Annotated in this window: 19 protein-coding genes and 1 tRNA gene; 13 read left to right on the top strand and 7 right to left on the bottom strand. The window is 62.9% G+C overall.

The window, feature by feature from the left end:
• Nucleotides 1-254: 254 nt before the first annotated feature.
• Nucleotides 255-461, top strand: coding sequence for a hypothetical protein (locus HZZ13_RS06160; RefSeq protein WP_197958740.1), 207 nt, complete (start codon nt 255-257; stop codon nt 459-461).
• Nucleotides 462-546: 85 nt separating this feature from the next.
• On the opposite strand, the gene HZZ13_RS06155 is transcribed toward HZZ13_RS06160, so the two are convergent.
• Nucleotides 547-849, bottom strand: a complete 303-nt coding sequence (locus HZZ13_RS06155; protein WP_197958739.1) for a hypothetical protein — start codon at nt 847-849, stop codon at nt 547-549.
• A gap of 128 nt (nt 850-977) precedes the next feature.
• Nucleotides 978-1,469, bottom strand: a complete 492-nt coding sequence (locus HZZ13_RS06150; RefSeq protein WP_197958738.1) for a hypothetical protein — start codon at nt 1,467-1,469, stop codon at nt 978-980.
• 256 nt (nt 1,470-1,725) lie between these two features.
• Between HZZ13_RS06150 and HZZ13_RS06145 the strand changes: the two genes are divergently transcribed.
• The 3 genes from HZZ13_RS06145 (at nt 1,726) to HZZ13_RS06140 (ending at nt 3,152) form a co-directional block, all read left to right on the top strand.
• Entirely contained in the window at nt 1,726-2,022 is a 297-nt protein-coding gene (locus HZZ13_RS06145; RefSeq protein WP_008558895.1) for an HU family DNA-binding protein, read from the top strand.
• Nucleotides 2,023-2,357: 335 nt separating this feature from the next.
• Nucleotides 2,358-2,492, top strand: a complete 135-nt coding sequence (locus HZZ13_RS37160) for a hypothetical protein (protein WP_260347228.1) — start codon at nt 2,358-2,360, stop codon at nt 2,490-2,492.
• A gap of 462 nt (nt 2,493-2,954) precedes the next feature.
• On the top strand, nt 2,955-3,152 hold the full coding sequence (locus tag HZZ13_RS06140) for a hypothetical protein (RefSeq protein WP_197958737.1): 198 nt from the start codon (nt 2,955-2,957) through the stop codon (nt 3,150-3,152).
• Here the strand turns inward: HZZ13_RS06140 and HZZ13_RS37155 are convergent.
• Both HZZ13_RS37155 and HZZ13_RS06135 read right to left on the bottom strand, forming a co-directional pair.
• On the bottom strand, nt 3,149-3,274 hold the full coding sequence (locus HZZ13_RS37155) for a hypothetical protein (RefSeq protein ID WP_283815869.1): 126 nt from the start codon (nt 3,272-3,274) through the stop codon (nt 3,149-3,151). The genes HZZ13_RS06140 and HZZ13_RS37155 overlap by 4 nt on opposite strands.
• Nucleotides 3,275-3,351: 77 nt before the next feature.
• Complete coding sequence (locus tag HZZ13_RS06135) at nt 3,352-3,582, bottom strand: hypothetical protein (RefSeq protein WP_197958736.1); 231 nt, start codon at nt 3,580-3,582, stop codon at nt 3,352-3,354.
• A gap of 279 nt (nt 3,583-3,861) precedes the next feature.
• On the opposite strand from HZZ13_RS06135, the gene HZZ13_RS06130 reads away from it, so the two are divergent.
• Entirely contained in the window at nt 3,862-4,149 is a 288-nt protein-coding gene (locus tag HZZ13_RS06130) for a hypothetical protein (RefSeq protein ID WP_197958735.1), read from the top strand.
• A gap of 94 nt (nt 4,150-4,243) precedes the next feature.
• On the opposite strand, the gene HZZ13_RS06125 is transcribed toward HZZ13_RS06130, so the two are convergent.
• A complete protein-coding gene (locus HZZ13_RS06125; protein ID WP_008558907.1) occupies nt 4,244-4,408 on the bottom strand; it encodes a hypothetical protein in 165 nt (54 codons plus the stop codon).
• A gap of 250 nt (nt 4,409-4,658) precedes the next feature.
• Here HZZ13_RS06125 and HZZ13_RS06120 point away from each other — a divergent pair, with 250 nt between their 5' ends.
• The 5 genes from HZZ13_RS06120 to HZZ13_RS06100 all read left to right on the top strand — a co-directional run bounded on the left by HZZ13_RS06120 (nt 4,659) and on the right by HZZ13_RS06100 (nt 7,963).
• On the top strand, nt 4,659-5,420 hold the full coding sequence (locus HZZ13_RS06120) for an SIR2 family NAD-dependent protein deacylase (protein WP_197958734.1): 762 nt from the start codon (nt 4,659-4,661) through the stop codon (nt 5,418-5,420).
• Between the two features lie 198 nt (nt 5,421-5,618).
• A complete protein-coding gene (locus HZZ13_RS06115; protein WP_197958733.1) occupies nt 5,619-6,281 on the top strand; it encodes a cold-shock protein in 663 nt (220 codons plus the stop codon).
• Between the two features lie 115 nt (nt 6,282-6,396).
• Nucleotides 6,397-6,882, top strand: a complete 486-nt coding sequence (locus tag HZZ13_RS06110; RefSeq protein ID WP_197958732.1) for a DUF192 domain-containing protein — start codon at nt 6,397-6,399, stop codon at nt 6,880-6,882.
• Between the two features lie 90 nt (nt 6,883-6,972).
• Nucleotides 6,973-7,049: transfer RNA gene (locus HZZ13_RS06105), tRNA-Pro, on the top strand.
• Nucleotides 7,050-7,768: 719 nt separating this feature from the next.
• Complete coding sequence (locus HZZ13_RS06100) at nt 7,769-7,963, top strand: hypothetical protein (RefSeq protein WP_197958731.1); 195 nt, start codon at nt 7,769-7,771, stop codon at nt 7,961-7,963.
• Between the two features lie 12 nt (nt 7,964-7,975).
• On the opposite strand, the gene HZZ13_RS06095 is transcribed toward HZZ13_RS06100, so the two are convergent.
• Nucleotides 7,976-9,148, bottom strand: coding sequence for an OpgC domain-containing protein (locus HZZ13_RS06095; RefSeq protein ID WP_197958730.1), 1,173 nt, complete (start codon nt 9,146-9,148; stop codon nt 7,976-7,978).
• Between the two features lie 248 nt (nt 9,149-9,396).
• Here HZZ13_RS06095 and HZZ13_RS06090 point away from each other — a divergent pair, with 248 nt between their 5' ends.
• Together HZZ13_RS06090 and HZZ13_RS06085 are read left to right on the top strand one after the other, a co-directional pair.
• Complete coding sequence (locus HZZ13_RS06090) at nt 9,397-9,702, top strand: ETC complex I subunit (RefSeq protein WP_172789567.1); 306 nt, start codon at nt 9,397-9,399, stop codon at nt 9,700-9,702.
• Between the two features lie 213 nt (nt 9,703-9,915).
• Nucleotides 9,916-10,410, top strand: coding sequence for an Lrp/AsnC family transcriptional regulator (locus HZZ13_RS06085; RefSeq protein WP_197958887.1), 495 nt, complete (start codon nt 9,916-9,918; stop codon nt 10,408-10,410).
• Nucleotides 10,411-10,456: 46 nt separating this feature from the next.
• On the opposite strand, the gene HZZ13_RS06080 is transcribed toward HZZ13_RS06085, so the two are convergent.
• Nucleotides 10,457-11,485 carry an AraC family transcriptional regulator gene (locus tag HZZ13_RS06080; protein WP_197958729.1) on the bottom strand — a complete coding sequence of 343 codons (1,029 nt, stop codon included), beginning with the start codon at nt 11,483-11,485 and terminating at the stop codon, nt 10,457-10,459.
• A 110-nt stretch (nt 11,486-11,595) separates the two neighbouring features.
• On the opposite strand from HZZ13_RS06080, the gene HZZ13_RS06075 reads away from it, so the two are divergent.
• Entirely contained in the window at nt 11,596-12,768 is a 1,173-nt protein-coding gene (locus HZZ13_RS06075) for an isovaleryl-CoA dehydrogenase (protein WP_197958728.1), read from the top strand.
• The last annotated feature ends 24 nt before the right edge of the window (nt 12,769-12,792 follow it).

The raw sequence follows: 12,792 nt of genomic DNA, 5'->3' as shown, positions 1-12,792 counted from the left end.
AGACGCGCGAAGGCCAGAAAAGTTCAACAGGAAAACGCGCCGCTTCCTGGAACGCCGATGCACGCGTGCCGGGCAATTACAAATCCGTAAGTCGGTTGAAAATCGACGCCGAAAAACTATCTGTGCGTCAGGCGGCAGCGTAACAAGCCGCCCTTCAACTGACACCCAGCCGCCGCGCTCAGAACAGGCGAAGCTGGGTCCTTTGACATTCTCCCGCTTAGGTCCCGCCTCATTGGCCTCAGAGGCAAACGTCCATGGCTGCCCGCACCTACAACCACGAACGCTGGTCGGAAGACGACGACCGGCTGCTTCGATCCATGTGTGAAAGCGGAAAGAGCCTGACGCTGATGATCGTGAAGCTCAAGCGTCCCATCGCATCGATCAGGTCGCGTGCGATCGAGCTTGGCATCAATCTTCCGGGCACGCGCATCGGGCTGCGACGGAAGCGGCGAACCGCTTAAGCCCGCGCGTCCGGACAAGGCTGCTCAGCGACCTGCCTCCATCGCCGAAAGCCGGTGCGCACGTCATGCCCTTGCTGCGGCCGGGCTAGGCCGCAATCCGGTGTTCGACGGGTGCCGTCAGGAACTTGAGCGCTTCGGCATGCGCGAGATCCGGAACCGCGATCGCCGTGTGGCTGTACATCGCGTGTGTCCGCGACGTCGCGATCCGGTCCAGGATCTCCTTGCCCTTGATGACGTGGAGGCCCATGCCGTCATCGACCGGGAAGATCGCCAGCACCACGTCGTAGGCCGCGATCACCGCTCTGAGCGCCTCGGCCTTGTCTTCGGCGACATCGACAAAAATACGAACATCTGCCGCGAGTTCACGCAGCTCGTTAAAATCCAGCACGTTCAGGATACTCCAACGCAACCAACCTGACTGAAGCTTGGTCGCGTTAGGTTACCGAAGCGTCAACAACGGGCGCGGAGCCACAAGTTTCACGACGAGGTGATTCCAAGCTCTAAGCGCGATGCGATCTAGCGCCGGGCGTCCTCCTTGCGCAGCCTGGCCTCGGCGGCCTCGTCCACGAGAGTCAAGCTGGCGCCATCATAGCTCAGCTTGAGACCGCGGCCGACGATCCAGGTCCAGCCTTCCCGGTCCTTGATCGCCGGCGCGTTGAACTGGTCGGAGATGGATTTGACGGCAGTTTCCTGCGATCCCGGATTGTTCAGCGTCGCATTGACGCGCCAGATCGGATGCCTGGGGTCGGTCTCCTCGCCCTCAACGGCGACCTTGGCGCCGTTGATCTCGCACGCGAGCGTGTACGGACCTCGGCTCGGCCGGCAGAGATAGTGGCGTTGAGCAACGAGCTTGTTGGCCTCCTCGAATGACATCCCGGGCGAGAAGCCGAAGATGTCGGACTTCTTCACGAGGGCGAAGGCCGCAGGCTTCAAGAAGCCTGGCTGGATCGCGACGAGGGCTGCGACAGCGACCACGATCAAACCTGCGATGACGATAGCGACCTTCATCAGAACCCCATCAGATACCTTTCCTGGCTTATAGCAGTCACGCTGCTCTGAAAGGTTCGGGAAAATTGCAGGTCCTGCAGCGTCTTGCACAGGAAGTCGGGAACCTCGCAGAGCCCGTGCTTGCGTTTTCGGCCTCGATAGGGTCTAAGCCCGATCACTTCATGACCTCTGGCATGAATCAGCAGCGCGCACTCGCGGGTCCGGCCGCGTCCCAGCAGCAAATTGCTCCGCGCACCCATTCAAAGGAATTCAGACCATGGCAAAGATGACGAAGACCCAATTGATCGATGCAATTGCCGAGGGCACGCAGCTTTCGAAGAACGACGTGAAGTCGGTGATCGAGTACATGGCGACCGTCGGCTACAAGGAGCTCAACGAGTCCGGCGAGTTCGTCATTCCCGGATTCGTGAAGATGTCGGTCGTGAACAAGCCGGCGACCGAAGCCCGCATGGGCATCAATCCCTTCACCAAGGAGCCGATGCAGTTTGCGGCGAAGCCCGCCAGCAAGTCGGTCAAGGCCTCGCCGCTGAAGGTTGCCAAGGACGCCGTCTGACGTGCAGGCGATGTTGGTGAAAAAGCCCCGCGCGTTCGCGCGAGGCTTTTCTGGCTGACGGCGTTGGGATTTCAGCGCCTGGCCGACAGCCATCGCACTAACCTAAAGTTGAAATCGCAAAAAGCAACAGCGCCGCCATGACGGAGTATGTTCGTCAGGCGGCGCTGCCGTGTAACTGGGCGCTGAAATCCCCAGCTTCCATGGGTGCTTGCAGCGCCAAAAAGGTTCAACGCCGCCCCCATCGAAATCTTTACGCGCGGGGCTGGACTTTTGTTCTCGTTTTGTTCTAGCATGAGCTGCCTTGGTAGACCCTTGTAGACCCTTGGAGGTGCCTCATGACCGTCGAAAAGCAGCGCGAAGTGATCAGGCTCTGGAACGAGCTCAGGAAGGTCGAGGGCCCTGCGGCGGAAGAGCTTCGGATCCAGATCCTCGAATGCTTCTCGAAGGAGAAGCCGAAGCGGGCGGCCTGACCCTCGTCGACGCCACGCGGCGATATGTAAGCGCGATCCCGCTCTGAGGGTGCGCGTTGATCTGTCGCCGCTGTGCTTGTCGTCGCGGAAGAGTGTTGCGCAGAAGAGTCTGACCGCAGAAGAGTCTCATCGCAGAAGGGTCCTGCCGCGTCGAACGTGTGAGCGTGCACGCTTCATTGATCGTTAGGATTTGCTCTGCGCCCATTCTCGCGACTCCGATTCGTTCTTCGCGAACGAAACGGAGTCGAAGCTGGAACAAGGCCGGTCGTTGTTGCGCCGCGCTCGCCGCGAAGGTGCCGGTGCGGTGTGGCTAACGATAGCTTTTGCGGATGCCGATAACCCTATTCGGTTAGGTTAAAAGCCCAATCGCGTTTGCGCTTGCCGCGGGTTGGGGTAGGTGTCCGGCAAAGACAGGCAAGAAACGATCCTGCCAAGAAGCAATTTGGCCGAGCAGCAATTGCCATGATGCCTTTTTCAGCTCCGTCCTTTTTCCAAGGCGACCGGCACACCTACCGGCGCGTCGCCGTCGTCGGCACGCTGTTCTGTGTTGCTTTCGTCGTGATCAGCTTTTCCTTACGGCCGCAGACCGAGGACACGCGCGTTGCGGTCAAGGCCGACCGGCTGGTGCGCACGGCAGGCCAGGCATCGCGCGCCAATTAGCGCTCGTCGCCGCAGCGACGGTCGTCGGCCCGCGCCTGCGAGCATCCGACGCCGCGCGAGGCGAGTGCCACGAAGCCGGCATAGCCGGACAGGTTGAGCAAGACTTCGAGCCAGGCGGGCATATCTCTTTCTCTCCGCTCAGCAAGGGACGGACTCAACGTCCGCGCGCATTCCTGGTTCCATGCTCCCGCCAGGAAATTCAGAGCGGGGTGGACGGGTCGAGCCGGCGGCCGAGGGTGGCGACGGATTCGCTCGACGGCTGCTCCTTGAGGAACTCGGCGATGGCCTGCGCCAGTTCGCGGTCGCTCATCGGCGTCGGCGGCGGGCGCAGCGTGCCGTCACCGAAGCTGCGGACGATCTCGTCGTAGTGCTCATCGTCGGATCTGGGAACCAATTTGCGGATACGGGCCAGCAAAGCAGATAAGGGCAAACTCTCCTCCTTAATCGTCGTCCCCGCTGGCAACCGTCATGGTTTGCTGCCATCTGCTCCCGGGAAACTGAAAACCCCGCCAGCATCGCGGAGATGCTGACGGGGTCTTCGTGCTGTCGCCTCAACCCGGATGGCGGAGGCTTCCGCACTTGCAACATCAATCCGCCGCAGGCGATTTGGTTCCCACTGCATCGACATTTTTTGGCGGCGATCGGTTCCCGCGCGCCGCGCAACCATCGCAGGCGCTCCTTGTTCCCGCAAGACGCGAAGGAGAAGAGCATGAAGAAGCTACTTGCAGTTCTGGCCACCGTCGCAGCCGTTGGCGTAACCGCGGTCGCGGCTCCTGCGCCCGCCGAGGCACGTCACCGCGGCATCGGGCCGGGCCTCGCATTCGGCCTTGCCGCCGGCGCGATCACCGCGGGCGCGGTCGCAGCCTCCCATCCCTACGGGTATTACGGTCCCGGCTACGGCTATTATGACGGCCCGAGCTATTATTACGGACCGGGTCCGTATGCCTATTACGGCGGGCCGTATTACCGGCACCACCATCACTGGAGCCATTGGTAGGTCAGCAATTGAGTGATCGCCAATAGCGAAAAGCCCGGAGCGCTGCTCCGGGCTTTTTCATTCGCATGTCGTCGTGCCTGCCGGCGCGACGATGCTACGGCCAGAGCGAGGGCCGTTCGACCTTGCGGGCATTCTCCAGCGTCGACACGAAATATTCCTCACGCTCGCGCTTGAACTTTTCCTGGGTGGCACGGAAGGCGGCGACACGGGCGGCGATTTCCTCGCGTTCGCGCTCTTTGCGTTGTTCGTCTTCGGTCATGTCAAATCCCCTCTACACCTTGAGTATGTGCACATCCGAACTCAAGCACTGCCGCCGCACGTTGAGTCGCGTCAACACATCCATTGGCACTCCCGAATGGGGCGTCAATGGGGAGGAGGCATTGCAGGATTGTGATATGCGAAGGTCGGAAGAAATTGCCGAGCGCCTTGCGTTGGCGCTTGATGACGGCGTCAACGATCTTGCCGCTTGCGCATGTTGCTGTCAGGCCAAACGGACTCGGGAGGCGCGAGTGATCGCATCGGATGTTCAGAGCGGGATCGAGCGGCTCGGCGACATGATCGCCGAGGCAAGGACCATCGTCCCGTTCACCGGCGCCGGCATCTCGACCGAATGCGGCATTCCCGACTTCCGCTCGCCGGGCGGAATTTGGACGCGTCACCGTCCGATCCCGTTCGACGAGTTCGTCGCGAGCCAGGAGGCACGGGACGAATCCTGGCGCCGCCGCTTTGCGATGGAGGAGGTCTTTGCCGCAGCCAGGCCCGGCCGCGGCCATCGGGCGCTGGCATCGCTCTACCGCGCCGGCAAGGTTCCCGCCGTCATCACCCAGAACATCGACAATCTGCACCAAGCCTCGGGCTTCGCGCCGGAGCATGTGGTTGAACTTCACGGAAATACCACTTATGCGCGCTGCATCGGTTGTGGGCAGGCCTATCCGCTCGACTGGGTGAGGCGCCGTTTCGACGACGATGGCACCGCGCCCAACTGCACCGCCTGCGACAAGCCGGTGAAGACCGCCACGATTTCGTTCGGCCAGATGATGCCGGACAACGAGATGCAGCGCGCGACGGCGCTGTCGCAGGCCTGCGATCTCTTCATCGCGATCGGTTCCTCGCTCGTGGTCTGGCCGGCGGCCGGCTTTCCGATGATGGCCAAGCGCGCCGGTGCACGTCTCGTGATCATCAATCGCGAGCCGACCGAGCAGGACGACATCGCCGACCTCGTCATCCATCACGACATCGGCGAGACGCTCGGGCCCTTTGTCGGCAATTGAGGCATCAATTTGATTCGCGGCTGTGCAAGCTGTTCATAGGTTCCGGCGAATCTCATTTTTGTCTATGCGTCGCAACCGGGAGTGTTATCTTTTGAGTCGAAAGATTCGCGTCGCGTCGAATTGAGAACATTCTCTTAAGACGCGTGATTCGAGCGCCGCCAATGTGGCGGGTTGCATGGCAGTGTGGGGTCCGGGGTTATGGGGTCGTCGGACGGATTTGAGTCCAAGAAGCTTGGAGTTCCCGGACAGGGCAGTTCGCCGGGGCGCTTGACGTCCGGCGAGCATGGCAGCGCCGGCCGCGACAGTGCACTCAATCCCTTCACCGGATTGGGCGAAGCCAGCGCCAACCTCGTCGAGGTCACCGGCGTCATCAAATGGTTCGACGCCTCCAAAGGTTACGGCTTCATCGTTCCCGACAATGGCTGGCCCGACGTGCTCCTGCACGTTACCGTGCTCAGGCGCGACGGCTTCCAGACCGCTTATGAAGGCGCCCGCATCGTCGTCGAGTGCATCCAGCGCGCCAAGGGCTACCAGGCTTTCCGCGTCGTCTCGATGGACGAGTCGACCGCGATCCACCCGGCGCAGATGCTGCCGCCGCGCACCCATGTCACGGTCACCCCGACCAGCGGGCTGGAACGGGCCCAGGTGAAGTGGTTCAATCGGCTGCGCGGCTTCGGCTTCTTGACCTGCGGCGAGGGCACCCCCGACATCTTCGTGCACATGGAGACGCTGCGCCGCTTCGGCATGACCGAGCTGAGGCCTGGCCAGTATGTGCTGGTCCGCTTCGGGCCCGGCTCCAAGGGCATGATGGCGGCCGAGATCCATCCCGAGACCGGATCACCGGGATTGCAGTCGCACTAAGGGTATGAATTCCCGCAATCGTGAGCGGAGGCGCGCTGCAAGTCCGGCGCGCCTCTTCCTTTTCCGGCGGTCGCCGCGTAAGGACTGACTTAAGTCCCACGCCACGAGAGCCCCCATGAATTCCGATCGAAAGACCATCTGGTCCGCTCTGAAGGGCTGGCTGGCCGCCACCCTCGTCATCGCCGGCTTCGCCGTCGCCGGCGCGCCGGTCGGCGCCGCCAGCTTCCAGCCGCTCGAGATCGTGACCAAGAACGGCGTGCAGGTGTTCTCGGTCGAGCTGGCAACGACCCCGGAGGAGAAGGAGACCGGCCTGATGTATCGCAAGGAATTGGCCGACGGCAAAGGCATGCTGTTCGACTTCAATCCCGAGCAGGAAATCTCGATGTGGATGAAGAACACTTATGTTTCGCTCGACATGATCTTCATCCGCGCCGATGGCCGCATCCTGCGCATTGCGGAGAATACCGAGCCGTTGTCGACGAAGATCATCTCCTCCCGAGGGCCGGCCCGGGCCGTGCTGGAGGTGGTGGCGGGAACGGCGCAGAAGTACGGCATCCGTCCCGGCGACCGCGTCGGCCACCCCCTGTTCGGCGGCAAATAGGGCGGGCAGGGCGATTGCGGCCCGGCCGGCGGCTTTGGAAAGCTTGCTGGCGCTTTCGGAAGCGTGTATCGACGGGGCTCGCCGGATATTCGGGGTATAGCGCAGCCTGGTAGCGCGGCAGTTTTGGGTACTGCAGGTCACAGGTTCGAATCCTGTTGCCCCGACCAGTCCCGGGCGGTGCTTGCCCTCAAGTCAGCACCCGATCGGCAAGGGCCAGCCCGATTCCCGCGTCCAGCCACCTGCTTTGCGGCGGCATCGGCAAGGCCTCATCGAACCTTCGGGCGTTGCGATCGACAAATCCGTGTTGGGGATTTCAGCGCCCAATGTCTAAACGGACGCCGCCAAGCGATGAATATTCCGCTTGCGCGGCGTCGCGCTTTGGCCGGCCGCGCTCATCAGTTCGAAGCGTACCAGCCGGGCGGAAATGGGACGTACGACCAGGCCAAGTGGTTGTCGTTGGCGGCTTGCGGCGGCTGTCGCGACGCCATGCTCACGATTGGCGCGGGCGGCACCACGCGCAATGCGAGGCGCAGACGCGCACATTGCAATTTCATCATTGTCGTCCCCCAGCAATCCACTTGCTTCCAAACGTGCGATCGTCGGCAAAGTTCAGTCTAAAAATCACCGTGCGCCGAAACGGCGCGCCCGTCCTCAAATCACGGGCATTCTAGGAAAACCGGCGCGCGCTTTCAACCAAATGCGCCGCTCCATCCCAAGAAGTAAGGTTGATCGGCAAGGTTAAAGGCGAGCGGCTGTTGCGATCGTTTGGCTGGCTGCTATCAGGTCGGTGCCGGCTCGCGATGGGCTGCTTTCACTCTGTGCGACCACGGATGATTGTTCGTCGCGGCGCGCGGATCAGTTGAATTCTGCGCCAGCGAGTTCTGCTATGTCTTCTGACCGCAACATCGGGACCGTCGGTCCGCAGTCGAACTGGACCGAGATCTGGCACCTCTGGACGGTGATCGTGCCGCGCCGCTCCATCAACGGGCAATTCGTGCTCGGCAAGGTATGGCGTCGCCACGACGGCCGCGACTGGATCTACAAGAAGTTCACCGAGTTCGACGGCGAAGAGGCGGCCTAGCTGCCGCCTCTCTCAGGCCGCCTTCGCCTCGGCAGCCGGCTTGGCCGGCGGCGGCTTCAGCGGCTTGTCCTGCTTCTTTGACCACGAGATGTAATAGGCCACCGTGGTCATGATCGCGATGCCGGCGACACTGACGAAGATCTGCGCGAGCAGCGAGCCCGAGCTCATCGACAGCTCGAAATGACCGACGAAGGACAGGAATACGCCGACACAGAACACGGCGAGCGACTGCTGGCCGCAGACGATCAAGGGGTCGAACACCTTCCACTCCAGTCCCGGCCACTCCTTCGGCACGAAGCGGATCACCAGGATCACGATCACCACGAAATGCAGGAAGCGATACGGCGCGAGGTTGGTCTTGTCATTGGGGTTGAAGGCCGAGAACAGCCATTCCGGGAACATGCCGCCGAAGGTGGGGAAGCGGCCGGCCATGGTCATGACCAGCGCGAAGAGGAGATAACCGAGGCAGACCCACAGCGTAACAGGCGAATTGATCAGCGTCATCGAGCGCCGCGCGCCGCCCATGGAGCACCAGGCGCCGAACACGAACAGCACCTGCCAGCAATAGGGGTTGAAGTACCACTGGCCGGCCGGATAGGCGGTCAGATTCCAGCCGTTATGGCGCGCGACCAGCCATAGCACGATCGACAGGATCATCGTCAGGTCCGGCTTGCGCAGCATGAACCACAGCACCGGCGGAAACAGGCCCATCAGCACGATGTAGAGCGGCAGCACGTCGAGATTGAGCGGCTTGAAGCGCAGGAACAGGCCCTGGCGCAGCGTCTCGGTGGCGTGGTCGACGAGACCGGCGACGTTGAACTCGTTGATCATCTCGGAATCGCCGAAGCGTAGCGCGAGATAGCTGATCGAGGCGATGTAGATCACGAACAGGATGATATGGGCGACATAGAGCTGCCAGACCCGCTTGGTCAGCCGCGTGGCGCCGACGATGAAGCCGCGGTCCAGCATCATCCGTGCATAGACGAAGGAGGCGGTGTAGCCGGAAATGAAGACGAACAGGTCGGCCGCGTCGGAAAAGCCGTAGTTGCGGGTCGTAATCCAGTTCACGACGTTGTCGGGGATATGGTCGAGAAAGATCGCCCAGTTCGCGACACCGCGAAACAGGTCGAGCCTGAGGTCACGGCCCTTCTCGGGCAGCGTTGCGTTGATGTTCAGGAAGGCCATGCGACGGAAGCTCTCGAAGAGGACGGATCTGCTGGTATCGTCGAGACGGCGCCGGGCGGGATCCCGGCGCGGAAGGCGGGTACGCAATTGTCACGGTGCAGCATAATGACTATACCGTTGGCGAGGGTGCCGGGACCGGAATCAAGATCAGTTCCCAACCGGTTTCCTATACTATCCCCGAGATTTCCACCAACTGCCACCGTGACGCATCGAGATCGAACCAAAAGACCAAGAGGCCCGCACCAGTCATGACCGCACGCATTTTCAAGCCTGCCAAGAACGCGATGCAATCGGGCCGGTCCAAGACCAAGGAATGGCAGCTCGATTACGAGCCGGAGCAGCCGCGGTCGGTCGAGCCGCTGATGGGCTGGACGTCGTCGGCCGACATGAAGCAGCAGATTACGCTGCGCTTCCACAGCAAGGAGGAGGCGATCGCCTATTGTGAGCGCAAGGGCATTGCCTATCAGGTGATCGAGCCCAAGGAGTCGATCCGCCGGCCGGTTGCCTACGCCGACAATTTCTCGTTCCGCCGCGGCGAGCCCTGGACGCATTGAGGGGCCATTCTCATCCGAAGCATCCAAAGTGCCGTCATGCCCGGGCTCGTCCCGGGCATCCACGTTTTTGGTGACTGATGAAGAACGTGGATGGCCGGGACGAGCCCGGCCATGACGAAGGGAGCGGCTGGTCTCCCGAGCCCAAGAACACTTGGCAGCCATGTCCCACCGTGCTTCGCTGCCCGGCATGACACGACCATGGCGAGGCGGGGTATGGCGGGGCGTGACCAGCTCGACGGCGTCGATCTGAAAATCCTATCCGAACTGCAGCAGGACGGGCGGGTTCGCAACAACGAGCTGGCGTTGCGGGTCGGTGTGTCCGCACCGAACTGCCTGCGGCGGCTGAAATCGCTGTTCAGCCGCGGCGTGATCCGGGCGGTGCGCGCCGTGATCGACGAGCGGCTGCTCGGCTATGAGGTGGTGTCGTTCGTCTCGATCCAGCTCGGCAGCCAGGCCCAGCCGGTGCTGGAGGCGTTCGAGAGCTCGATCGCCGCGATCCCGCGCATCCAGCAATGCTGGCGGATTTCCGGCGACACCGACTATCTCCTCAAATGCGTGGCGCCGAGTGTCGAGAGCATGCGCCAGCAGCTCCTGCATTTCGCTGCGATGCCTGACGTCAAGAACGTCCGCAGCTTCCCCGTGCTCGGGGTTGCCAAGGACGTGCCGCTGCCGCTGCAGGAGGTCGCGGTGGCCGAGCCGGCAGGGTAGGGCTCAGAATATTGCCGCTGGCGGCAAATCGAATTTCAGAGAAGCGTCAGCGATACCGCCCCCGAAACTCGCGCGGGGAGGTGCCGGTCCAGGTCCGAAAGGCCCGCGAAAAACTCTTCTCGTTGCGGAAGCCGGCGATTTCGGCGATGCGCTTGATCGGCGTGCGGCCGCGCATCAGCTCCTGTTTGGCCAGTTCGAATTTCGCCTCCTCCTTGAGATCGCGCAGCGAGGTGGACTCCTCGCGCAGGCGGCGATGCATGGTGCGGGTGGAGAGCGCGAGCTCGCGCGCGACGTCCTCGGCGCCGAGGAGCCGTCCGCGCGCGTCGCGCAGGACGCGCCGGACGCGCTCGACCAGCAGGCGGTCGCGCCGGTAAGGCAGCACGGTAAGCCGAAGCGCGCCCTTGAGCATGTTGTCGAGATCGGCCGCGCTGCGCGTCAGCGGCAGCGTAAGATAGTGTTTGTCGAAAATGATGGCCGCGCGGTCCGCATCGAAGCGGACGCTCCGACAAAAGATGGTCGGATAGAGCGAGACGTGGCCGGGCTCCGGATAAGGAAACTCAGCCGCGCGAAGCGCGATCTGGGAATCGACAGCCCAGCACGAGAAGCCGAGCACGTAGCGGAACAGGGTGACGAGGCAGAACTCGCGGAACGGCCCGAGGTCGCGGAGCTGACGGATCGACACGACCGCGGTCTCTTCGCCAACCTCGAGATCGAGCAATACATCCTCGGTGACCAGGCGGTGGTGCCGGCACCAGCGCTTGAGCGCGACCTCCAGCGTCGGTGCGGTGATCGAGGCTCGGCACAGCATGCCATAGGTGCCCCATGGCAGGCGGCGCGAGAACCAGCCGAGCGCCTCGTCATCGAGCTCGCGCATGGCATGGCCCGCCAGCGCCTCGAACTGGGCCGCGGTGACGCGCCCGTCCGGAGAATTGACAAGCTCCGGCGCGACCTGGCCCCGGCTCAAGGCTTCGGCGGGATCGCGGCCGTATCGCTCATAGGCGGCCACCACGCCGCGGACGAAGGCGGCGGGCGTGACGGCGCGGCGCGGAATCGCGGTGACGGCTTGAAAAGGCATCGGAATTCCTTTCGGAAATCCTCGCCAAGTTTGGCGGAAAATGCAACCTTTTCGACTGCAAGAGGGCCGGGACCGGGCTAGGTTCGGAGCCCAAATAGGGAGGAATCGCCTTGAACATCCCGAGCATCGATTTCGATCTGGGCGAAGACATCAGCCTGCTGCGCGACACCGTTCGATCATTCGTGGAGGCGGAGATCACCCCGCGTGCCGCCGAGATCGAAAAGGCAAACCTGTTCCCGGCGGATCTCTGGAAGCGGCTTGGCGACCTGGGCCTGCTCGGGATGACCGCGCCGGAGCAATATGGCGGCTCCAACATGGGCTATCTCGCCCATATCGTCGCCATGGAGGAGATCTCGCGCGGCTCGGCGGCCGTGGGGCTCTCCTACGGCGCTCACTCCAATCTCTGCGTCAACCAGATCCGCCGCAACGGCAACGACGCGCAGCGGCAGCGCTATCTGCCGAAGCTGATCTCGGGCGAATATGTCGGCGCGCTCGCGATGTCCGAGCCGGGCGCCGGCTCTGACGTGGTCTCGATGAAGCTGCGCGCCGACAAGCGCGGCGACCGCTACGTGCTCAACGGTTCCAAGATGTGGATCACCAATGGCGGCGATGCCGACGTGCTGGTGGTCTATGCCAAGACCGATCCGGAGGCCGGCCCGCTCGGCATGACCGCGTTCCTGATCGAGAAGGGTTTTAAGGGCTTCACGCATGGCCAGCATCTCGACAAGCTCGGCATGCGCGGCTCCAACACCTATCCGCTGTTCTTCGACGATTGCGAAGTGCCGGAGGAGAATGTGATGGGCAAGGTGGGCGAGGGCGTCAAGGTGCTGATGTCCGGCCTCGACTATGAGCGCGCGGTGCTCTCGGGCGGCCCGCTCGGCATCATGGCGGCCTGCATGGATGCGGTCGTGCCGTACATGCATGAACGCAAGCAGTTCGGTCAGCCGATCGGCGACTTCCAGCTGATGCAGGGCAAGCTCGCCGACATGTATTCGACCTGGCAGGCGACGCGCGCCTATGTCTACGCCGTGGGGCGCGCCTGCGACCGCGCCGATCACGCGCGCACCCTGCGCAAGGACGCGGCGGCTGCGATCCTCTACTCCGCGGAGAAGGCGACGTGGATGGCGGGCGAGGCGATCCAGGCGCTGGGCGGGGTCGGCTACACGTCCGAATTCCCGGTCGGGCGCCTGTGGCGCGATGCCAAGCTCTACGAGATCGGCGCCGGCACCTCCGAAGTTCGCCGCATGCTGATCGGCCGCGAGCTGATGGCCGAGACGGCTTAGGTCCTTCACCGCAATTGGAATCAC

Origin of the sequence: Bradyrhizobium agreste, assembly GCF_016031625.1 — a bacterium.
In the GTDB taxonomy this organism is placed as follows: domain Bacteria; phylum Pseudomonadota; class Alphaproteobacteria; order Rhizobiales; family Xanthobacteraceae; genus Bradyrhizobium; species Bradyrhizobium agreste.
Note: the sequence above shows the minus strand (reverse complement) of the source record. Positions and strands in the feature narration are given on the sequence as shown.